This is a genomic window from Acidovorax sp. Leaf73 (genome assembly GCF_916855635.1).
Taxonomy (GTDB): domain Bacteria; phylum Pseudomonadota; class Gammaproteobacteria; order Burkholderiales; family Burkholderiaceae_C; genus Acidovorax; species Acidovorax facilis.
Genome location: NZ_CAKASI010000005.1, coordinates 311486 through 331649, shown reverse-complemented (window position 1 = coordinate 331649; position 20164 = coordinate 311486). Strand labels below are relative to the sequence as shown.

Genomic DNA, 20164 nt, shown 5'->3' with positions numbered 1-20164 from the left:
CACACCACCATGTCTGCCCACCACTCCACCGGCACCCCACACCACGCCGAAGGCGAGTACGAGGACTTGCTGGGCCTGTGGTCAGACCTGGAATCAGCGCTGTCGGTGCTGCTGTCGCGACCTCTGCAGGTACAGGATTTTGCCGCCAAGGTGCGCCAGTTCGATGGCTGGATGCAGGACCTGGTGGCGCACGACATCGACGCAGCGCTGTACCTGATGTTCCAGCTGGCGTCCACATCCACCGTGGGCTATAGCGCCTCCCATGCGCTGGTGTGCGGCACCTTGTGCCACATCATGGCGCACGAACTGCAGCTGGCACCCCGCGAGCGCGACAGCCTAGTGCGCGCGGCCCTCACCATGAACATCGGCATGACGGCCCTGCAGGATGAGCTGGCCGAACAGCGTGAACGCCCGACACCGGTCCAACAAGAGGCCATCAAGAGCCACCCGGAAGAAAGCATGATGCTGCTGGAGCGCCTGTTCATCAACGATGCGCTCTGGCTGGACGTGGTGGGACAACACCATGCCACCGTGGCCGACCGTGTGCCGCTGGCCAACCAGGACCCCGTGGACCGGCTCACACGCGTCCTGGGCACCATCGACCGCTATGCAGCCATGATCAGCCCACGCAAGTCCCGTGCAGGCCGCAGTGCCACCGACTCGGTACGCGCCATCGTCGGGCAGGAGATCGACCAGCGCGATGAGGTGAGCTACACCCTGGTGCGCTCCATCGGCCTTTGCCCGCCAGGGACTTTTGTGAAGCTCGACAACGGCGAGACCGCCATCGTGCTGCGCCGCAGCGAAAAAGCCAATCATCCGCTGGTCGCCAGCCTTCTGGACCGCACCGGCACCCACCACGCGCAGCCCAGCCTGTACCAGACGGCCACCGGAAAACCCCGCATCCAGTCCGCTCTGGCCCGATCGGCCGTGAGCCTGGAGCTCAACCACCGCACCATGGTGCGCCTGGGCCTCTATGCCGCCCAGCACAGCGCCGGGCTCCGGGGGCTGATTTCAGGGCCAGGTTCGCTGTAGAACCTGTCCGTAGAAGAAGCTGAGCAGACGGCACGTGCACCGCAGTCAGCGCGGCGTGCCTTCCCCCTGCGTTTACTTTGGCGACTTGCCTGCACCCTCGGCGTTCGGCTTGGCCTTTTTGCTGCCCAGTCGCGACTCCTTGCCTTCGATCAGGCGCTGGATGTTCTCCTTGTGGCGCCAGGCCAGCAACATGGCCATCACGATGATGGAGCCCGCAATCGTGCCCTCGGCATACCACACCACCCCATCCACCAGCAGGTAATACACCGGCGCAAAGGCGGCAGCCACCAGCGAGGCCAGGGACGAGTAGCGGAAGAAAAACGCGATGATGAGCCAGGTCGCAGCCGTGGCTAGCCCCAGCCAGACGCTGATGCCCAACAGCACGCCCAGCGCAGTGGCAACGCCCTTGCCACCTTCAAATCGGAAGAACACAGGCCACAGGTGGCCCAGAAAAGCCGCCAGCCCCACCATGGCGACCGTGCCGTCGTCCAGCCCATAGGGCTGACCAAACCACATCACCAACGCCACAGGCAGCCAGCCTTTCATGGCGTCCAACAGCAGTGTGACGATGGCTGCCGCCTTGGAGCCCGAGCGCAGCACGTTGGTGGCGCCGGGGTTCTTGCTGCCATAGGTGCGCGGGTCGCTCAGCCCCATCACACGCGTCACGATGACGGCGAACGACAGCGAGCCCAGCAAGTAGGCGGCCACAGCGGCAAGGATGGGATACACGGCGGTCAAAGTAACTCCTCAAAAATCGGGGGACGGCGGACGGTCTGCCGTGGCGGCCTATTCTGCCAGCGCGCAGTGCACCGGTTTAGCACCCAGCAACTGCACGCACACCTGCGGATCGATCTGCACCAGAAAGCCCCGGCGCCCGCCATTAATGGCAATGCGCGGCAGCGCGAGGATGGTTTCTTCGATGTACACCGGCATGGCGCGCCGCGTGCCAAAGGGCGACGTGCCGCCCACCAGGTAGCCGCTGTGGCGGTTGGCGACCTCCGGCGCGCACGGCTCGACCGACTTGGCGCCGATCTGGCGCGCGAGGTTTTTGGTGGAGACCTTGCGATTGCCATGCATCAGCACCAGCAAGGGCTTGGCATCCTGGTCCTGCATGACCAGGGTCTTGACCACCGTGAGGGGGTCGAGGCCTAGCACCTCGGCGCTGTGCATGGCGCCGCCGTGCTCCAGGTATTCGTAGGGGTGCTCAGTGAATGCCACCTTGTTCGCCTTGAGCAACTGGGTGGCTTGGGTCTCGGAGACGTGTTCTTTCTTGGCCATGGTGCAATCTGGGTAGGGAACGAATGGTATCCAGTTGCGCGCCCCCACTGCGAACGGCAGGCAGCCCGAATCAAGGCACCTCGATCACCCGCGCTGCTGTCGTCTTGCGCCGCCCCACCTTGCGCTTGCCGTACTGCTCAATGGCAGCCACCAGCGCCTGCGTGAACTGCTGCACCAGCGCCGACGGTGCCCGCCCTTCCACGGCCAGCACCTGCAAGCGTCGCTGCTGCAGTTGCACCTCGTCAAACGGCCGGGCCGCCAGCAGGCCCGCCTCCACCCAGCGCGCCGCCGTGAGGTAGCTGGCCAGCACCACGTCCTGCCCGCTCAGCAGCGGCAGCAGCGCCGATGAAAAATTGCTCTCCACCGCCGGCACATACCGCAGGCCCTGCACTGCACAGCTCAGGTCAAACAGCTGCCGCCCGGTCGTGTTGCCCGCACCCAGCAGCAGCGGATAGCGCACTACATCGGCCACGCTCACGCTGCGCTGGCGGGCCAGCGGGTGCTGTGCGGGCATGATGGCGTAGATCGGGGCAATGGCCGAATGCAGCACCTGCAAACCTTTCTCGGGCGCCACGCTGTACTTCAGCGCCAGATCAACGTCTCCGCGCTGCACCAGGGCCGACACTTCCTGCGGCACGTCCACCAGCAACTGCAGCTGCACCTGTGGGTGCGTCTGCCGGAACACCGACATCACCAGCGGCATGAAGCTCGCGGCAAAGCCTTCGGTGCAGGCCACCCGCACACGCAAAGCCTGCTGGGCCGACAGCCCTTGCAGTTGCTCGACCAATTCTGTGGCCTGCGCATCGTGTGCCGTGGCATGAGCCAGCAGCCGGGTGCCCGCTTCAGTCAGCGCCATGCCACGTGCTTGGCGTTCGAACAGCGTCACGCCCAGGCTATCTTCCAGCTTGCCCAACTGGCGGCTCACCGCCGATGCCGCCACGTACAGGCGCTGCGCCGCCTGATTGACAGAGCCGGTGCGCGCCACCTCCAGAAAGTAACGCAAGGGCAGGCTGAGCAGTGAAATGGGCATCGTGTACCTACTAACCAAAAGGCAACGCTCAGTTGCCAAATCTCTATCCAGAGCAATGGTAAACCGGCTCCCATCTTGCATGGTTTAAGGCTCCAATTCACCCATGGCTGTGGGTTTCAGCGCTATCGCCTTTGCAGCAGTGCTACCACCACCCCTCGCATCAACCTCTGGAGCCTGCATGAAAAGCCTTGTCCGAGTCTCTTTGCTGTCCGCCGTCCTGGCCACCTTCGCCAGCGCCAGCACCTTGTCCCTTGCCCAGACGGCTGCGCCCTCGGAGGCGTGGCCCCAGCGCACTGTGCGCCTGGTCGCGCCCTTCCCCCCCGGTGGCGGCACCGACGCCGTAGCCCGCGCGCTGGGCCAAAAGCTGTCCACACGCCTGGGCAAGCCCGTGGTCATCGACAACAAGCCCGGCGCCTCCACCATCATTGGCACCGACAGCGTGGTCAAGGCCGAGCCCGACGGCTATACCTTGCTGGTGTCGGGCTCCACCAGCTACACCGTGAACGCTGCGCTGCGGCCCAAGCTGCCGTACGACCCGCTCAAGGACTTGGCACCTGTGGCCATCGTTGCCCGCGCACCTCTGGTGATCGTGGTCAGCGCTAGCTCACCCCACAAGGACCTCGCCACCCTGCTGGCCGCCGCAAAGGCAGCGCCCAAAACTATCAACTACGCCACTTTCGGCTCCGGTTCGGCCCCCCACCTGGTCGGCGCACTGTTGGAGCAGGCCGCTGGCGTGCGCCTGCAGGACGTGCCCTACCGGGGCAGCGCACAGGCCATGATGGGGTTGATCGGCGGTGAGATCCAGATGGCCATCGACACCGTGGCCAGTGCCGCACCGCATGTGCGCTCAGGCAAGCTGCGCGCACTGGCCATTGCAGGCAACGAGCGCGCCCGCGCCCTGCCCTCCGTTTCTACTGTGCGGGAACTGAAGCTGCCAGACGCAGCCTTTGACGGCTGGTACGCCGTGGCAGCCCCGGCGCGCACGCCCGCGCCCATCGTGGACAAACTGGTGAAAGAAGTCGAGGCCGCCATGCGCGATGTCCAGCTGCAAGACCAGATCCGCGCCCAAGGCATGGAGCCCGTGTTCGTGGGCCCCAAGGCCATGCACGCCGCCATGGAAGACGAGATCGGGCGCTACCGCGCGCTGGCCCACCGTGCACAGATCGTGGTGGAGTGACCCCAGCAAGGAGAAAACGATGAACCGAGAGCAACTGATCAACAACGTCCACCACTACTTCGATGACGGCCGCTTTGCCGATGACCTGCGCCGACGCGTGGCCTGGCGCACCGAAAGCGACACCGGGCAAGTCCCCCCCACGCTGCGCACCTACCTGACCGACGAAATCGTGCCTTGGCTGGAGCCGCTGGGCTTTGACTGCCAGGTGCTCGACAACCCCGATCCCAAGGGTGGCCCGCTGTTGCTGGCCCGCAGGGTAGAAGACCCCGCCTTGCCCACCGTGATGACCTATGGCCACGGCGACGTGGTCAACGGCCAGGACAGCCAATGGCGCGAAGGTCTTTCGCCCTGGGAGCTGACCATTGAAGGTGACCGCTGGTATGGCCGTGGCACCGCCGACAACAAGGGCCAACACACCGTCAGCCTTGCCGCGCTGGCGCACACGCTGGAGGCACGCCAAGGCCGTCTGGGCTACAACGTAACGCTGCTCATGGAGATGGGCGAAGAAGCCGGTTCACCCGGCCTGGCCGCATTCTGCGAACAGCACAGGGATGCGCTGAAAGCCGACCTCTTCGTGGCCAGCGACGGCCCCCGGGTGAACGCGGCGCGCCCCACGCTCTTTCTGGGTTCGCGCGGTGCCATCAACTTTTCGCTCGCGGTGCGCAGCCGCGACAAGGCCTACCACTCGGGCAACTGGGGCGGCGTGCTGGCCAACCCGGCCACCGTGCTCACGCACGCGCTGGCCACGTTGGTGGACGCCCAGGGCCGCATTCTGGTCGACGGCTTGCTACCGCCTGCCGTGCCCGACAAGCTGCGCACGGCACTGAAAGACGTGGTGATCGGCGCAGGTGCCGATGACCCTGCGCTCACGCCCGGATGGGGCGAACCCGGCCTCACGCCCGCCGAACAACTGGTGGGCTGGAACACTCTGGAAGTGCTGGCTCTGGGTGCGGGCAACGCCCAGCGCCCGATCAATGCCATCCCTTCCCAAGCGGTGGCCCATTGCCAGCTGCGCTTTGTAGTGGGCACCGACTGGAAGAACGTGCAAGCCACGCTGCGCGCGCATTTGGACGCGCATGGTTTCAGCCAGGTGGAAATCACCATGGGCATGGTGTGCGGCGCCACCCGGCTCGACCTGCACAACCCCTGGGTGGACTGGACGCTGGCGTCGCTGCAAGCCAGCGCGGGGCAGCCTGCCACCTTGCTGCCCAACCTGGCGGGCTCTCTGCCCAACGATATCTTTGCGGACCAGCTGGGCCTGCCCACCATTTGGGTGCCCCACTCGTACCCGGCGTGCGCGCAACATGCGCCCAACGAGCACCTGCTGGCACCTGTGGCCCGCGAAGGGCTGGCCGTCATGGCAGGGCTGTTTTGGGACCTGGGTGAGGCGCAGGGCACACCGTGGAAGGAAGGACGCATCACCGCCGTTGCATAGACACCAGCCGTTCTGAACGACGTAAAAAAAGGGGCGGTTCAGCCCCTTTTCGCTATCTGTGCACAGTGATCACAATGCCGGGTCGCGCAGCTCCCAGCGGATGGCGTCGATCTCCTTCAAAACCTCTGGCGACAGCGTGGTTCCCCACGCATTCAGGTCTTCATCCAACTGCGCCACCGACGTCACGCCGATGATGGTGCTGGCCACCTGCCACTTGGTGTAGCAGAACGCCAGCGCCATTTGCGTAGGCGTCATGCCATTGGCACGGGCCAGGGCGTTGTAGCGGCGCGATGCCGTGAGCGCCTCGGGGCGGCCCCAGCGCTGCTTGCGCACGGATTCATACGTGGCAATGCGTGCGCCCTGGGGTGCAGATGGGCCGGTGATGCCGCTTTCGTCGTACTTGCCCGTCAGCAGGCCAAAACCCAGCGGTGAGTAGGCGAGCAGCGACACGTTCAGCCGGTGGCAGGTTTCGTCCAGGCCGTTTTCCCAGGTGCGGTTGATCAGGCAATACGGGTTTTGCACCGTAGCCACGCGCGGCAGGCCGTGCTGCTCGGCCAGGCGCACGAATTCATGCACGCCATAGGGCGTCTCGTTCGACAGGCCGATGTACCGCACCTTGCCCGCCTTCACCAGCCCCGACAAAGCTTCGAGCTGCTCGCGAATGGGGGTGGTGGAGGTTTCTTTGGAAGGGTCGTAGTAAAGGTTGCCAAAGGCGGGCACATGGCGCTCGGGCCAGTGGATCTGGTAGAGGTCGATCACATCGGTCTGCAGGCGGCGCAGGCTGCCCTCGCACGAAGCAACGATATCGGCCGCAGCCATGCCCTTGCCCTCGCGCACCCAGGGCATGCCGCGCGAAGGGCCCGCCACCTTGGTGGCCACCACCAGTTTCTGGCGCGCACCGGGGTTCTTGGCGAACCAGTTGCCGATGATGGTTTCGGTAGCGCCAAAGGTCTCAGCCTTGGCTGGCACCGAATACATCTCGGCCGTGTCGATGAAGTTCACCCCCCTTGCCAGCGAGCGGTTGAGGATGTCGTGGGAATCAGATTCGTTGACCTGTTCACCAAAGGTCATGGTGCCCAGGCAGATGGGGGTGACGTGCAGGTCGCTCTGACCGAGTTGGATATTGTTCATGCGGACTCCGTTGGCAAGCCGCGCAGTTTACGGGTTGCCAGCAAAGTCTGCAGGCCTGGGCTTGCACACCCGCCTCACAGGGTTTGCTGCACGCGCCATGCGGCAAACCCTGCGGTGTTTTTCTACCGTTCCATCAGCCCGTTCGACGGCAGCGTTTCATCCAGCAGTTTGCGCGCTGTCTCCACCCCTGCCACGGGCAGGCCGTTGGGATCCAGCAACCCCACCTGCACAAGCACACTGGCCTGGTCCCAGTAGATATGCTCGTGGTAGAGCTTGTCGCCGCGAAACTTGACCACCGCCAGCAGCGGTATTTCTACACGCCGCCCCGTGGGCGCGACGCCGGGCAGCATCCAGGGGATCTCGGTGGTATGGGTGAAACAAAACAGCATTTCATCCACCACCTGCGTGGCGCCCACCGTGCGCGAGATGGGGGTCAGACTGGTATCCGGTGGGTTGCTGTTGACAAAGTGACGGGTGTAGAAGTCGTGCAGATGCCGGTAGCCCACACCGCCCGTCATGGTGGGGATGTGGTTCACATAGGGCTCCGCCACCATGGTGGACATGGTGGCGTCCACATCGCGCGTGGCGAACTCATATTCGCAGTGTTTGTCCCACAAAGCCGAGAGGTCGTAGTGTGGCCCCATTGCGCGTCGCAAGGCAGCCACGCTGCGCTGGTGTGCCATCAGGGCCGACGGCTTGTGGAAGTGGTCGCCACCCACGCGTGCAAACGCATGGTCGGTGCCGGGGTAGATGTACAGCTCCACATTCTCGCGGCCAGAAAGGGCCTGCACGATGGCCTCGCGCGCGGGCGGAGGGCAAAAACCGTCAAGCTCAGCGATGTGCAGCACCAGGCGGCACTGGATATCAGCGGCTTCAGCCAGCGCAGCTTCTATGCCGACGCCGTAGTAGCCCACCGCCACGTCGGCATCGGTACGGCAGGCCGCCAGGTAGGCCAGCTTGCCGCCCAGGCAGAAGCCCAGCACACCCACCTTGCCGCCCTGCGTGCGGACCTCGGGGCGCGCACGCAGCGCCGAGATGGCTGTCTGCAGGTCCTGCAGGCCCTTGGCTTCGTCAAAGCCCTGGTAGAGCACAAATGCGCGCGGCATATCCTTCGCTGCATCGAGTTCCACCGCCGGCTCCTGGCGCCAGAAAAGATCGGGTACCAGCACCACATACCCTTCCTCTGCGTAGTAGTCGGCGACGTCACGCATGGTGCCGTTCACTCCAAAAATTTCCTGTGCAAGCACCAGCCCTGGTCCGCCGCCACTGGCGGGTGTGGCGAGGTAAGCGCGAAAGCTGCCGCTGCCGTCTGCGGCTTCGAGGGTGATCCATTGTCCTGGCATGTTCGGGATCCTTGTAGAGGGTATTAGTGGTTTCAGGAGGGTTCAGGAAGCCGCAGCCCCCGAGGTGGCTTGGGGCGCTGCCACAGCCACGGTGGCATTCGCATGCCGCGCCAGCAGTTGCCGGGTGACCACCGCATAGTCCGACGGATCCACTGGCCCCAGCCACTGCTTGAAGCGGGTGAGCACACCAAGCGGCAGCCCCATGTCCTGCAGCAGTTCGTCAATGTTGTGCACCGAGAACGGGATGATGTTGGTGCCTTTGGAATGCTTGCCGTCGGTGCGCTCCTCCATCCAGGCCAGGCGCCGGTCGATCTGCGCGTTCATCTGGTCCGGCCGCGGCAGCTGCAGCCCACCGCGCAGGTGGTTGGCCAGCCACAACGCACCGATCTCGCAGTTGAGCTGGCTGAAGAACGAGGAGTTGTAGCCGTTGAACGCCAGGCGCGGCATGCCCACAGGCAGGATGGACCGGTACAGCCGGAAGTTGCCGCGCGCATCGGTCACACGCTGCACCACACTGATGTCGAAGAACGGCACCTGCTGGTGCCAGCCCGTGCCGCAGACCACGATGTCGGCAGGCACCGTTTCACCGTTGCTCAGCACCGCCTGTCCGGGCTTCAGGGTCTGGATGCTCACGCCTTTGCGCACGCCCAATTCGCCAGCGGCCACCTTCTCGTAGAAACCGTCGGTCACCAGGCTCACGGTGCTGCGGGCGATGGTTTCGAGAGGCGTGCCCGGGTGCAGGCCGATCTCGCGGAGCTTGAGTTGGCGCGTGACCACCGATTCCACGCTGCCCAGCATGGAGTTGCGCACCGGCAGGCCCGGGCCGTGCAGGAATTTCTCGAAACCCTTGGGCTCGATGTACTTGAACAGCGCCTCGCCCATGCGCGTGAGCAGCAGGAACTTGAAGTTCAGCACGTTCATGAACTTCTTCGGGATCTTCCAGATGAGGTGGCGCGCAAGTACCGTGGTGCTGGCACTGTCGGCCGCGATGGCATTGGCCACGTCGCACGACGACTTGCCGTAGCCCACCACCAGCACATGCTTGCCGCGCGCCTCGCCCGCATCGTTGAACTGGCTGGTATGGCACACACGCCCGCCTGCGGCCACAAAGGCATCCACCCCCGGGTACTGCGGCACTGCAGGCTCGCTGAAGATGCCGTTGCACACCACCAGGTAATCAAAGCGATACACCTCGGCCGGCAAGGCGCCGCCCTGCCCCGTCGCTGCGCGGCGCGCCTGCACGGTCCACACACCGGCCTCTTCATCGAGCACCGCGCTCTCCACCGTGGTGGACATGCGCAGGAATGGCACCAGTCCGAAGTGCTCGGCATATGACTGCAGGTAGGCCTGCACCTGCTGGCCCGAGGGCCACTCGGGGTAGCTGGCTGGCATCGGAAAGTCCGACAGCGCATAGGTGGTGCGCGGGTTCTGCGTGGTCAGGCCCGGGTAGCGGCGCGAGGCGGCCCACACGCCACCCACGTCAGGCTCCTTCTCGAACACCGTCACCTCAAAGCCAAAGGCGCGTAGCACCTTGGCGGTGGAAAGGCCGGCGAAACCGGCACCGATGATGCCTACAGATCGAATGGTCATGGCTGCTCCTTCACGACATGAGTTTGGGGATGGCCGGCTCGTACGACTCGGGCCCCATGGCCGAGTAGCCGCCGTCGCAGGCATAGTCGGCGCCGGTCACGAAGCTGGCCAGGTCCGAGCACAGGAAGAGCACCACGTTGGCCACCTCGGCCGGGTCGCCCACGCGGCGCAGCATGTGGAAGGGCGCGGCCACGCGGTCGGTCTTGGCGCGGTCGCCCCCGGTGAGCTGGTCCATGATGGCCGACCAGGTCCAGCCGGGCGAAACGCTGTTCACGCGCACACCCTCGCCCGCCAGGTCCATGGCCATGCTGCGCGTGAGCTGCACCATGGCCGCCTTGCCCACCGGGTAAAGCCAGCGCCCGGTCTGCGCCACACCCGAGGAGATGCTGGTGAAGTTGACCACCGCCCCGCCGCCCGCGCGCTGGAAATGCGGGCGCACGGCCTTGAGCACCATCACCGCGCTGACCAGGTTGACGTTGAGCGAGGCCAGCCAGTCCGCGCGCGGCGAGGCGATGCCGTCGTCCAGATAGGAACATGCCAGGTTCACCAGGTAGTTCACCCCGCTATGGCGCGCGGCGGCCAAGGCCACGCAGGCGGCCACCTGGGCGTCATCGGTGATGTCCGTGCGGCTGAACAGCACCCCATCGCCCAACTCGTCCGCCAGGGCCTGTCCGGCCTCGGCATTGATGTCGGCCACCACCACCCGCACCCCAGCCTGGTGCAGTGCACGCACCACCCCGGCACCGATGAGGGTGGCGCCCCCGGTCACGATCGCGCTCTTGCCGCGCATGCCTTCAAATCCCTGGACCATGCTGACTCCTGTGCTGACTGAAACATGTTGCGGCGCAGCAGCGGTAACACGCCGTCACATCCGCCCCCATGCACCCGGTGCTAACGCTCTTGCGCAGCACCCGGGGCATGCACAAGAATAGAAAAGCAGCCCGCGCATCCACATCCCGAAAGCGCAGGGCGTATCCCACAAACGCATGTTTTCGCGCCCCTGCCGTGGCGTGTTTCGTGCTTGCCCCAAAACCAACACACCACCGGCCAAATCGCATGCACACCGCCCAGCAGAACAGCACCGCGCACCCGCTACCGCTGGAGCGCTATCGCCTGTTCGACAGCCACGACCTGGACGAGGCGCGCGAATTCGTGGGCCGCGTGTTCTGCCCGCATGACCTGGCCACACTGCGCCCGGGCGCGCAGCTTGACGCCTGCCACCACAGCGTGCCCCTGCACCGCGACGCAAGCCTGAACTACGTGCAGTACGGGCCGGCGGTGCGCATTGAGCCTGGCCATTTGGGAGGCTTTTACCTGCTGCAGATTCCGCTGCGCGGTGGCGCCATGGTGCGGTGCGGCAGCCAGGCCGTGGAATCGCATGCACTCATGGCCTCGCTGCCATCGCCCACTGAAGCGCTGTCGATGCGCTGGCATGACGACAGTCCACAATTCATCGTCAAGATAGACCGAGCGGCTATGCAATCACGCTTGTCTGCACTGCTGCAGGCGCCCTTGCACCAGCCGCTGGTGTTTGACCTGGGGGTGGACCTGACCAACCCGGCGCTCTTGGGCATGACGAGCTTCATTGCCTACCTGCGCTCTGCGGTAGAAACCAATGCCATCCTGCTGGGACACCCGGTGCTGGCCGAGCAGGCCGAGAACCACCTGCTCACCAGCCTGCTGCTCAGCACGGGACACAACTACACAGCGGCACTGGCCTCAGGTGCATTCAGTTCTGGCGCAGTGCCCACGGTGCTGCCGCGCGTGGTCAAGCGTGCGCAGGAGTACATGCACAGCCAGTTGGAACAACCCATCACCCTGGCCGATGTGTGCGCGCATGTGGGCGTCAGCGCCCGCTCGCTGCAGCAGACCTTTGCGCAATGCACGGGTAAGAGCCCCATGGCATTCCTTCGGGATTTGCGGCTTGATGCCGCCCGCACGGCACTGCAAAGCAAGTTTGCAGAACGTACACCGCAGGTGTCGGATATCGCCGCGCGCTATGGCTTCTTCCACCTCGGCCACTTTGCAGAAGGCTACCGCCGGCGCTTCGGCGAGACGCCCTCAGAGACACGCCAGCGCCTGGGCCCACCGCACTGATCCCCGCTCACCCCGGCTGTGCCACGAAGGCATCTGCAAAGAACAGGGTGGACTGCATACCGGCCAAGGCCATAAAGTCTCGCCGCGCGGCATTCACCATGGCGGGCGCACCGCAGGCATACACCTCATGCTGCGACAAATCTGGATGGTCTTGCAACACGGCCTGATGTACCCAGCCCCTACGCCCCGTCCAACCATCGGCTTCGGAGGAGTCTGACAGCACCGGCACATAGGTCAGACGTCCTTTCCAGGCCTGTTCCCATTCCTTGCAGAGGTCATGCAGATACAGGTCCTGCCGCACGCGGCCGCCCCAGTACAGGGTGATTCGGCGTCCACTCCCCGCGACAAGGAGCTGCTCCACCAATGCCTTGATAGGCGCAAAGCCTGTTCCGCTCGCCAGAAGAATGGCCGGGGCATCGGTGGCGGTGTGCATGCCGAAGGTACCAAACGGCCCCTCAATGCGCAGCACATCGCGCATCTTGAGTTTGCCGAACACCTGGTCCGTGAAAAGGCCGCCCGGCAGGTGGCGGATGTGCAGTTCCAGCAGGTCAACGCCCTCACGCGCCGGGGTGGCCAGCGAATAACTGCGACGCCGGTTGCCAGGCAGCAGCACATCCACATACTGGCCCGCCGCGTAGTGCAGGCGCTGGCCTGCGGGCGGTTGCAACTGCACGCGCATCACATCGGGGGCAAGACGCTCCATGGCCGCCACCCGCACCGGTAGCTTGCGCACATCGATACCCGGAATGTGAGGGATCTCGGCACACTCCAGCTGCAGGTCACCCGCCGCTGCCGAGCAGCACAAAAGGCGTTGGCCCTGGGCCAGGTCTTCAGCCGTCAGCGCGGAGGGTAAGGCCCCAGCAATATCCTGGACCGGCCCATGCAGCACCTGCGCCCTGCAGGCGCCGCAGCTGCCCGTTTTGCACTGGTGAGGCAAGCGGATGCCTGCGCGCGCAGCGGCGTCCAGCAGACTCTCGCCAAGCTGCGCCACAAACATCTTGCCGGCCGGCAGCAGCGTGACGCGGTGCTCCTGCGCACGGAGTTCAGCGTATGCCTGCGCAGATGGCGATTTCTGTAGATCCAAGTCCACATCACAGTCCAGCATGGTCGGCCCTTCAACCCTTACACCGTAAGGTAACGCGCCCACAGGCTGCGGTCTGCATTGAGCGCAGCAGAGTCGCCCTGCCACACCACCCGCCCGCGCTCCAGGATCACATGGCGGTCTGCCAGGTCCACCAGGCGGTGCACGTATTTGTCCACCACGAGAATGGTCTGCCCAGCGGCCTTGAGCGTGGCCAGGCAGCGCCAGATCTCCTCGCGGATCACGGGCGCCAGGCCTTCGGTGGCTTCATCCAGGATGAGCAGGCGCGGGTTGGTGGACAGCGCTCGGCCAATGGCCAGCATCTGCTGCTCGCCCCCCGATAGCTGGTTGCCCAGATTGTTCTGCCGCTCCTTCAGGCGCGGAAACACGCCGTAGATGCGCTCCAGGTCCCACGCATCGCGCAGGCCATTGCGGTGGTCGGCAAAGGCCACCAGATGCTCGCGCACGGTGAGGTTGGGAAACACATGGCGCCCCTCGGGCACGATGGCCAGGCCCAGACGGGCGATGGCATCGGTCTTGAGCCTGCCGGTCGCCTCCCCCGCAAAGCGGATGCCACCGGCTGTAGGGCGCAGCGCACCGACCAGGGCTTTGATCGTGGTGCTTTTGCCCATGCCGTTGCGGCCGAGCAGCGAAACCACTTCGCCTGCCGCGATCTGAAGGTCAATACCAAACAACACCTGGCTCACGCCATAGCCGGCCTCCAGGGCCTGGCAACTCAACAAAGGCTCTGGCGTGCTCATGCAGTGGTCTCCAGGATTTCGGTGCCCAGGTACACAGCCTGCACCTCGGGATGGTTGCGGATCTCGTCGGGCGTGCCAGCGGTGAGCACGCGGCCATACACCAGCACCGAGATGCGGTCGGCCAGGCGAAACACGGCCTCCATGTCATGCTCGATGAGCAGCACCGCCATGTCCTTGCGCAGCGCCTCGATGAGCTGCACCATCTGTTGCGACTCATCTGGCCCCATGCCCGCCATGGGCTCATCCAGCAGCAGCAGCTTGGGGCTCGCAGCCAGTGCCAGCGCCACATCCAGCGCGCGCTGTGCGCCATGCGGCAAGGCACCCGCCGTCTCGGCAAGGCTGTGCTGCAGCCCTACGCGCTCTGCCAGTTGGTCTGCCTTGGCGTACAGCTCAGCGGCTTGCGAACGTGGCTGCAGGAAACGAAAGCTGGAGCCACTGTGCGCCTGCACCGCCAGCAGCAGGTTGTCACGCACGGTCTGCGCAGGGAAGATGCGCGTCACCTGGAAGCACCGCGACAGCCCGTGGGCCACACGGCGGTGCATGGGCTGCGGAGTGATGTCCACGCCGTCGAGCAGCACGCGCCCTGCATCGGGCTGCAGCAGGCCCGATATCTGGTTGACCAGCGTGGTCTTGCCAGCGCCGTTGGGGCCAATCAGCGCATGAATCTCTCCCCGCTCCACCGACAGGCTCACATGGTCGGTGGCCAGCAGGCCTCCAAAGCGCTTGACAAGGCCTTCGACTTGAAAAAGGCTCATCGGGCACTCCTTGCGCGCCGGTCTGCCAGCGCCGCCAGGCCCTGGGGCGCATACAGAGCGGTGACGATCAACAGCGCCCCCAACGGCATGTGCCAGTAGTCGGTATTGAGCTTGAGCACCTCTTCGAGCGTGAGCCACACCGCAGCTCCCACTGGCCCGCCCCAACGTCGGCCCAGGCCACCAATCACCACCATCACAATGAGCGTGGCCGATTGCGTCCAGTGCATCATCGACGGGCTGACGAAGCTGTTGCCAGTGGCCAGCAACGCACCAGCCAGTCCCGCCACCGCCCCCGCCAGCACAAATGCAGTCAGCTGCAGCAGATACACCGGGTAGCCTAACGCCCGCATGCGCGTTTCGTTGTCGCGGATGCCCGTGAGCGCTGCACCAAAACGCGAGGCCGTGGCCCGGTCAAGCCACCACAGCACCAAAGCCACCAGCGCCAGCACCACCCAATACAGCGTGGACTCATCGGCCCCGTTGAGGCCCAGGCCCAGCAGCGGCCGCATGGGCAGGGTGTAGCCGTCGTCGCCGCCATAACTGCGCAGTGACACAAACACGAAATACAGCATCTGCGCAAAAGCCAGCGTGATCATGATGAAGTACACGCCCCTGGTGCGCAGCGATACAGCGCCAATCAGCAACGCCGCCAATGCCGCCAATGCCATGGCTGCAGCCCACACAACCCAGGCCGATGTCACGCCCGCATCCGAGAGCATGACCACCGCATAGGCCCCCACGCCCGCGAACCCGGCATGACCCAAGGCCACCATGCCACCAAAGCCCATGATGAAGTTCAGGCTGGCAGCAGCCAGGGCCACCACCAGCACGCGGCGCACAAAACCGATGTAGAAATCCAGACCCAGGGCCGATGCCACCAGCGGGAACAGCGCCAGCGCCCCCAGCAAGGCCAGCGGCAGCAGTGCGCCACGCCAGCGCGGCGCCGCAGCGGGCTGCAGCACGGTAGATGAAGAAGTCAGAGAGGCAGACATCTCAGCCCTTGGCAGAAAACAGCCCCGCAGGGCGAAAAGACAGCACTGCGGCCATCAGCGCGTACATGGCCACCTCGGCACATAGCGGCCCCAGGTCGGCAGCCACGGCGGGCGGCAAGGTGGCGCGCAGCAGCAGCGGCAGGAAGGCTCGGCCAATGGTGTCCACCAGGCCCACCAGCAGCGCGGCCACAAAGGCGCCCCGCACCGAGCCAATGCCGCCGATGACAATGACCACCAGCGCAGGAATCAAAATGGACTCACCCATGCCCACCTGCACGGCCATGATGGGTCCCATCAGCGCACCAGCCAGTGCGGCCAGTGCAGCACCCAGCAGAAAGATGCCACTGAACACGCGCTTGACGCGCACGCCCATCAGCTCGGCCATCCACCGGTCGGATGCCCCCGCCCGCACCAGCATGCCCACGCGGCTGTGGTTGACCAGTAGGTACAAAAGCCCTGCCACCAACACCCCTGCGCCCAGCACCACCAGGCGGTACGAGGGGTAAGGCAGCCCGGCAAACAGCTCCACCGGCCCCGCCAGGGCTGTGGGCGTGGGGGCCATGATGGGGGACGGGCCCCACACCATCTTTACGGCATCGTCGGCCACCAAAATCACGCCGAACGTGGCCAGCACCTGGGCCAGGTGGTCACGCCCATACAGGCGGCGCATCAGCGTCACCTCCAGCAGCACCGCCACCAGCATCGTGGCCGCTATGGCCACCAGCACGGCGCCTGCCAGCGAGCCGCTTTGCACATGCACGGTGGCCGCCACATAGGCCCCCACCATGAACAGCGAGCCATGCGACAGGTTCATCACGTCCATGATGCCGAAGACCAGCGTGAGGCCCGCAGCGATGAGGAACAGCATGAGCCCATAGCCCGCGCCGTTGAGCAACTGCTCGAAGACAAGTATCGGATTCATGGTGCGCAAGGGCCTGTTCAAGTGGGCTGCCAACGATCACTTCAACGGGCACTGGCTGGCATAGGCATCGCCGTAGTTCTCCAGCACCGTCTTGATGGTCTTGTTGGTCACACGGCCTTCAGCGTTCTTGCCGATGGTGCGCAGGTAGAAGTTCTGCACCGGGAAGTGGTTGTTGGCGTATCGGAACGTGCCACGCACCGAGGGAAACTGCGCCTTGGCAAAGGCCTTGATAAGAGCCTCCTTGTCGCTCACCTTGCCGCCCACGGCCTTCACAGCGGCGTCCATGGCGGCAATCACGTCATAAGCCTGGGCTGCGTAGATGGACGGATAGCGGCCGCCGTACTCCTTGCGGAAAGCCGACACAAAGGCCTTGTTGGGCGCGTTGTCCATGTCATGCGCCCAGTGTGTGGTGTTGAACAGGCCCAACATCGGTTCGCCCACCGCACCGATGATGTCTTCGTCGGCCGAAAAACCGCTGGTGACCAGCGTGATGTCCTTGGACAGGCCTGCGCCCACAAACTGCTTGATGAAGTTGATGCCCATGGCACCTGGCAAAAAGAAATACACCGCATCAGGCTTGGCCGCGCGCAGCTGGGCAAGTTCGGTGGCGTAGTCGATCTGCCCGACCTTGGTGTAGATCTCGTCGGCCATCTGGCCCTTGTACTTGCGCTTGAAGCCGGTGACGCCGTCCTTGCCCGCCGGGTAGTTGGGCGCCATCACCACCATGCGGCCAAATTTCTGATCGGCAGCAAACTGCCCAGCTGCCTCGTGGAACTGGTCATTCTGGTAGGCCGTGCCGAAGAAATACGCGTTGCACTGGGCGCCTGCGAGCTGGCTGGGACCGGCGTTGTTCGAGAGGTAAGGCACCTTGGCCGCGAACAGCGAAGGCGCCACCGCCAGCGCCACGTTCGACGCGATGGGGCCGGTGAAAAGGTCGATCTTCTCGCGCTGCACAAAGCGGTCCACCAGCTGCTTGGCCTGGTCGGGGCTGCCGGCCATGTCGGTTTGCACAAACTCGACCGGTTGGCCGCCCAGCTTGCCCCCGAGCTGCTTGATCGCCAGGGCAAAGCCGTCACGCGCCTCGGCACCGGGGCCTGCAAATGGGCCCGAGATATCGAGCGCCATGCCGACCTTGATGGGGCCGGACTGCGCAATCGCAGATACGCAGCTGCAGGCCGCCAGGGCCACCAGAGCCGTCAGGCGTGCCACAACGTGCACGCGAGAGGATGAGCGAAATGTGAGAGACATCTTCAGTCCTTGTCTAACAACGTTCAAAAGAAAATCGGTGTGCACTACACGCCCACCTCGACCCGCCCCGCCACCACGCGCACCGGGAACGTGCGCACCGCTTCGGTGACCGGTGCCTTGCAGGGAGCGCCCGTGCGGATGTCAAAGGTGCCCTGATGCAAGGGGCATTCCACACAGCCGTCTTCCACGTAGCCATCGGACAACTTGGCGGCACCGTGGGTGCACAGGTCGTACAGGGCGTACAAGCCCTCTCCTTCGCGGAACACCGCCACGGGCAGTCCGCCCACCACCACGGGCCAGACGGCGCCGTCCGGGAAGTCATCGGGTTCGCCCACGTCGTGCCAGGCGGCGCAGGTGCGCCCGGTGATTTCAATGTCTGTGGTTGTTTGCATGGTGGATCTCAGATGGGGGTGGCCAACAAGGTGGGTACGCGCAAGGTGTCGTACACCACCCGCTTGCTGCGGTAGCGCCACTCGCCTTCGTGTTGCACCACCTCATCGAGGTAGGTGCCCGCCTGGTACACGGTGGAATCACCGGCCTGGCCGGTGATCACCACGATGTAGCTCGACTGCGTGCGCACCACGCCGTCCTCCACACTGGTGATGACCAGGCCCGACGTGGCGTGGCGATAGGCATGGTCCTCAAAGATGTTGGCGTGGCGCAGGGAGAGCACACGGTCGCGCAACATGCCGGCGTTGCGGCAGTACACGATGGGCGCAGGAAAACCCGCATCGAAGTTCTCCTTGGGGATGATTTCGTAGCGGCAGTCCTCCACAAAAAAGCCAGGCCAGTCTTCCAGCCGGTTGGTGTCCAGCGCGCTCACATAGCGGTGCTGCAGCTCCAGCAGCTCGGTCCACAGTTGCAGTCGTTGTAGTTGTGGTGTCATCTCGGTGGTTCCTCAATAGCCCATCAGCTTCTGGTAGCCCACCCAGAAGCGGCGGATCAGGTTTTCGGTGATGACGGTGTCTTGCTGGTCTGGCGCCTCGCGCGCCATGGCGATGTAGGAGTGCTTGTCGCCATCGCGCACCGTGCCCCGCTGCACCAGCTCGGTGGCCTCGGTGTCTTCCATCGAGATATAGCCCGCAGGCCCCACCAGGTTGGCCTGCAGCAGGCGCAGCTCGCGCATCTCGGGCGTGTCGTCCTCGTAGCCAAAAAAGTGAAACACCAGCTCGAAGTTGCTGGGCCCCTTGGGCAGCAACTGGCGCGCCACCAGCGTGTTGTGGATTTGCTGCACCACCAGCTGGGGAAAGATGGGCTGGATGTGGTTGGTGGTCATCTCATCGAACTCCTTGATCTGCCCCAGCAGCGTCGGGTCTTCGAGCGCAAAGCCTTCGTCCATCGAGCGGATGTTCTGCGCGCTGTAGGCCGCAGCGGTATCCGTCTCCACCTCAGGCTTGGTCACGGTGATGATGCTGTGCAGGCCATGGTTCGCATCGGGGATCGAGCGCGCCTTCATCCCCACGCGGAAGATGTTGAAGGTGGTGTGGAACAGGTGCAGCAGGCTCGCGTGGTACGGGTCCTTCACGTTCTCGAAGTACAGCTTCCAGTTCGACTTGGAGTACTGCCGCGTGCAGCCCAGGTAGACGATGGGCTTGTGGAAGATTCGGTCGATCCATGGGCGCATCTCGGCGCCCAGGTAGTCAGGCAGTGGTGGGGTTTCGCCGCTGAAGGTGGCAAACAGCAGCCCCTTGTAGCTGTCCACGCGCAGCTTGTGCAGGTTGTGTTCTTCGGGCTTGAAGTCCTTGGGCATGCCCACCATGCCCTTTTGGCCCCGGCGAAACGGCACACCCTGCAGGTCGCCATTGGCCGCAAAGCTCCACTGGTGGTACACGCAGGTGTGGCTGGCGGCATTGCCGCGCTTTTCGCGGCACACCATGGCGCCACGGTGCGCGCAGCGGTTGACCCAGCACGAAAGGCCTTCAGGGGTGCGGGTGACCACCACGGGCGTATCGCCAATGAACGTGGATTTGAAGTCACCCACATTGGGGATCTCAGCCTCCAGGCCCAGAAAGCTCCACACGGGGCCACGGAAGATGCGCTCCTGCTCGCGGTCATAGACCTCTTGCGCGCTGAACACCCGGTACGGCACGTTGGAGCCATCAGGCTGCGGGAAAAACACCTGACGCTGGGCCTTCAGCGAGGCGGGTGGTGCGACTTCAACAACCGGGATTTCAGACATGGGCAACACCTCTTGGATGGGGATACCTCCATGCTAAAAATCGAAGCACACTCGCGCTATCCAGTATCGGCACAGTGCGCGCAATGCCTGTCCGGTTCTTGCAAATCTGATGC

The 20164-nt window shown here is 64.7% G+C and carries 20 protein-coding genes; 4 read left to right on the top strand and 16 right to left on the bottom strand.

All coding sequences use genetic code 11. The features are described from left to right. Positions 1–9: 9 nt before the first annotated feature. On the top strand, positions 10–1032 hold the full coding sequence (locus LPA35_RS18260; RefSeq protein WP_228897981.1) for an HD-GYP domain-containing protein: 1023 nt from the start codon (positions 10–12) through the stop codon (positions 1030–1032). A gap of 72 nt (positions 1033–1104) precedes the next feature. On the opposite strand, the gene plsY is transcribed toward LPA35_RS18260, so the two are convergent. The 3 genes from plsY to LPA35_RS18245 form a co-directional block, all read right to left on the bottom strand. Then, positions 1105–1770 carry a glycerol-3-phosphate 1-O-acyltransferase PlsY gene (gene plsY / locus LPA35_RS18255; protein ID WP_121420437.1) on the bottom strand — a complete coding sequence of 222 codons (666 nt, stop codon included), beginning with the start codon at positions 1768–1770 and terminating at the stop codon, positions 1105–1107. Positions 1771–1818: 48 nt separating this feature from the next. Then, positions 1819–2310, bottom strand: a complete 492-nt coding sequence (locus tag LPA35_RS18250) for an aminoacyl-tRNA deacylase (RefSeq protein ID WP_228897979.1) — start codon at positions 2308–2310, stop codon at positions 1819–1821. Between the two features lie 70 nt (positions 2311–2380). Further along, entirely contained in the window at positions 2381–3340 is a 960-nt protein-coding gene (locus LPA35_RS18245) for a LysR family transcriptional regulator (protein WP_121506081.1), read from the bottom strand. Between the two features lie 178 nt (positions 3341–3518). On the opposite strand from LPA35_RS18245, the gene LPA35_RS18240 reads away from it, so the two are divergent. Continuing rightward, the gene (locus tag LPA35_RS18240) at positions 3519–4517 is read left to right on the top strand and encodes a tripartite tricarboxylate transporter substrate binding protein (protein WP_228897973.1); all 999 of its coding nucleotides are present in this window, start codon (positions 3519–3521) and stop codon (positions 4515–4517) included. Between the two features lie 19 nt (positions 4518–4536). Then, positions 4537–5952: a M20 family metallopeptidase gene (locus LPA35_RS18235; protein WP_228897972.1), complete on the top strand. Its 1416-nt coding sequence runs from the start codon at positions 4537–4539 to the stop codon at positions 5950–5952. A gap of 69 nt (positions 5953–6021) precedes the next feature. On the opposite strand, the gene LPA35_RS18230 is transcribed toward LPA35_RS18235, so the two are convergent. The 4 genes from LPA35_RS18230 to LPA35_RS18215 all read right to left on the bottom strand — a co-directional run bounded on the left by LPA35_RS18230 (position 6022) and on the right by LPA35_RS18215 (position 10827). Further along, the gene (locus tag LPA35_RS18230) at positions 6022–7083 is read right to left on the bottom strand and encodes an aldo/keto reductase (RefSeq protein WP_228897971.1); all 1062 of its coding nucleotides are present in this window, start codon (positions 7081–7083) and stop codon (positions 6022–6024) included. Between the two features lie 122 nt (positions 7084–7205). After that, positions 7206–8426: a dienelactone hydrolase family protein gene (locus LPA35_RS18225; protein WP_228897969.1), complete on the bottom strand. Its 1221-nt coding sequence runs from the start codon at positions 8424–8426 to the stop codon at positions 7206–7208. A gap of 42 nt (positions 8427–8468) precedes the next feature. Then, positions 8469–10016 carry an NAD(P)/FAD-dependent oxidoreductase gene (locus LPA35_RS18220; protein WP_228897964.1) on the bottom strand — a complete coding sequence of 516 codons (1548 nt, stop codon included), beginning with the start codon at positions 10014–10016 and terminating at the stop codon, positions 8469–8471. Between the two features lie 10 nt (positions 10017–10026). Then, on the bottom strand, positions 10027–10827 hold the full coding sequence (locus LPA35_RS18215) for an SDR family oxidoreductase (protein ID WP_228897963.1): 801 nt from the start codon (positions 10825–10827) through the stop codon (positions 10027–10029). Positions 10828–11072: 245 nt separating this feature from the next. On the opposite strand from LPA35_RS18215, the gene LPA35_RS18210 reads away from it, so the two are divergent. Next, positions 11073–12113 carry an AraC family transcriptional regulator gene (locus tag LPA35_RS18210; RefSeq protein ID WP_228897962.1) on the top strand — a complete coding sequence of 347 codons (1041 nt, stop codon included), beginning with the start codon at positions 11073–11075 and terminating at the stop codon, positions 12111–12113. 7 nt (positions 12114–12120) lie between these two features. Here LPA35_RS18210 and LPA35_RS18205 read toward each other — a convergent pair whose 3' ends face one another. From LPA35_RS18205 to andAc, 9 genes are read right to left on the bottom strand one after another with little or no spacing between them, the layout of a single operon-like run. Further along, positions 12121–13218 (bottom strand): CDP-6-deoxy-delta-3,4-glucoseen reductase, encoded by a 1098-nt coding sequence (locus LPA35_RS18205; protein ID WP_370641464.1) that lies wholly within the window; start codon positions 13216–13218, stop codon positions 12121–12123. A 17-nt stretch (positions 13219–13235) separates the two neighbouring features. Further along, positions 13236–13955, bottom strand: a complete 720-nt coding sequence (locus tag LPA35_RS18200; RefSeq protein ID WP_228897960.1) for an ABC transporter ATP-binding protein — start codon at positions 13953–13955, stop codon at positions 13236–13238. After that, positions 13952–14710 (bottom strand): ABC transporter ATP-binding protein, encoded by a 759-nt coding sequence (locus tag LPA35_RS18195; protein ID WP_228897957.1) that lies wholly within the window; start codon positions 14708–14710, stop codon positions 13952–13954. The genes LPA35_RS18200 and LPA35_RS18195 overlap by 4 nt, the downstream gene beginning before the upstream one ends. Next, a complete protein-coding gene (locus LPA35_RS18190) occupies positions 14707–15702 on the bottom strand; it encodes a branched-chain amino acid ABC transporter permease (protein WP_228897955.1) in 996 nt (331 codons plus the stop codon). Before LPA35_RS18190 ends, LPA35_RS18195 begins: the two co-directional genes overlap by 4 nt. A 1-nt stretch (position 15703) precedes the next feature. Beyond that, on the bottom strand, positions 15704–16624 hold the full coding sequence (locus LPA35_RS18185) for a branched-chain amino acid ABC transporter permease (RefSeq protein ID WP_228897953.1): 921 nt from the start codon (positions 16622–16624) through the stop codon (positions 15704–15706). Positions 16625–16660: 36 nt separating this feature from the next. Further along, a complete protein-coding gene (locus LPA35_RS18180) occupies positions 16661–17872 on the bottom strand; it encodes an ABC transporter substrate-binding protein (RefSeq protein WP_370641463.1) in 1212 nt (403 codons plus the stop codon). 44 nt (positions 17873–17916) lie between these two features. After that, positions 17917–18240 carry an anthranilate 1,2-dioxygenase ferredoxin subunit AndAb gene (gene andAb, locus LPA35_RS18175; RefSeq protein ID WP_228898428.1) on the bottom strand — a complete coding sequence of 108 codons (324 nt, stop codon included), beginning with the start codon at positions 18238–18240 and terminating at the stop codon, positions 17917–17919. Between the two features lie 32 nt (positions 18241–18272). After that, positions 18273–18758, bottom strand: a complete 486-nt coding sequence (andAd, locus tag LPA35_RS18170) for an anthranilate 1,2-dioxygenase small subunit AndAd (RefSeq protein WP_228897946.1) — start codon at positions 18756–18758, stop codon at positions 18273–18275. 12 nt (positions 18759–18770) lie between these two features. After that, on the bottom strand, positions 18771–20051 hold the full coding sequence (andAc, locus tag LPA35_RS18165; RefSeq protein ID WP_055402630.1) for an anthranilate 1,2-dioxygenase large subunit AndAc: 1281 nt from the start codon (positions 20049–20051) through the stop codon (positions 18771–18773). Positions 20052–20164: the final 113 nt, after the last annotated feature.

Coding starts and splice junctions, on each gene's coding strand:
- LPA35_RS18230 (WP_228897971.1), bottom strand. CDS start 7,083: ATGAACAATATCCAACTCGGTCAGAGCGACCTGCACGTCACCCCCATC.
- andAd (WP_228897946.1), bottom strand. CDS start 18,758: ATGACACCACAACTACAACGACTGCAACTGTGGACCGAGCTGCTGGAG.
- LPA35_RS18185 (WP_228897953.1), bottom strand. CDS start 16,624: ATGAATCCGATACTTGTCTTCGAGCAGTTGCTCAACGGCGCGGGCTAT.
- LPA35_RS18225 (WP_228897969.1), bottom strand. CDS start 8,426: ATGCCAGGACAATGGATCACCCTCGAAGCCGCAGACGGCAGCGGCAGC.
- LPA35_RS18200 (WP_228897960.1), bottom strand. CDS start 13,955: ATGAGCACGCCAGAGCCTTTGTTGAGTTGCCAGGCCCTGGAGGCCGGC.
- LPA35_RS18205 (WP_370641464.1), bottom strand. CDS start 13,218: ATGCTGGACTGTGATGTGGACTTGGATCTACAGAAATCGCCATCTGCG.
- LPA35_RS18210 (WP_228897962.1), top strand. CDS start 11,073: ATGCACACCGCCCAGCAGAACAGCACCGCGCACCCGCTACCGCTGGAG.
- LPA35_RS18195 (WP_228897957.1), bottom strand. CDS start 14,710: ATGAGCCTTTTTCAAGTCGAAGGCCTTGTCAAGCGCTTTGGAGGCCTG.
- LPA35_RS18260 (WP_228897981.1), top strand. CDS start 10: ATGTCTGCCCACCACTCCACCGGCACCCCACACCACGCCGAAGGCGAG.
- LPA35_RS18215 (WP_228897963.1), bottom strand. CDS start 10,827: ATGGTCCAGGGATTTGAAGGCATGCGCGGCAAGAGCGCGATCGTGACC.
- LPA35_RS18240 (WP_228897973.1), top strand. CDS start 3,519: ATGAAAAGCCTTGTCCGAGTCTCTTTGCTGTCCGCCGTCCTGGCCACC.
- LPA35_RS18250 (WP_228897979.1), bottom strand. CDS start 2,310: ATGGCCAAGAAAGAACACGTCTCCGAGACCCAAGCCACCCAGTTGCTC.
- LPA35_RS18220 (WP_228897964.1), bottom strand. CDS start 10,016: ATGACCATTCGATCTGTAGGCATCATCGGTGCCGGTTTCGCCGGCCTT.
- LPA35_RS18245 (WP_121506081.1), bottom strand. CDS start 3,340: ATGCCCATTTCACTGCTCAGCCTGCCCTTGCGTTACTTTCTGGAGGTG.
- LPA35_RS18190 (WP_228897955.1), bottom strand. CDS start 15,702: ATGTCTGCCTCTCTGACTTCTTCATCTACCGTGCTGCAGCCCGCTGCG.
- LPA35_RS18180 (WP_370641463.1), bottom strand. CDS start 17,872: ATGTCTCTCACATTTCGCTCATCCTCTCGCGTGCACGTTGTGGCACGC.
- LPA35_RS18235 (WP_228897972.1), top strand. CDS start 4,537: ATGAACCGAGAGCAACTGATCAACAACGTCCACCACTACTTCGATGAC.
- andAc (WP_055402630.1), bottom strand. CDS start 20,051: ATGTCTGAAATCCCGGTTGTTGAAGTCGCACCACCCGCCTCGCTGAAG.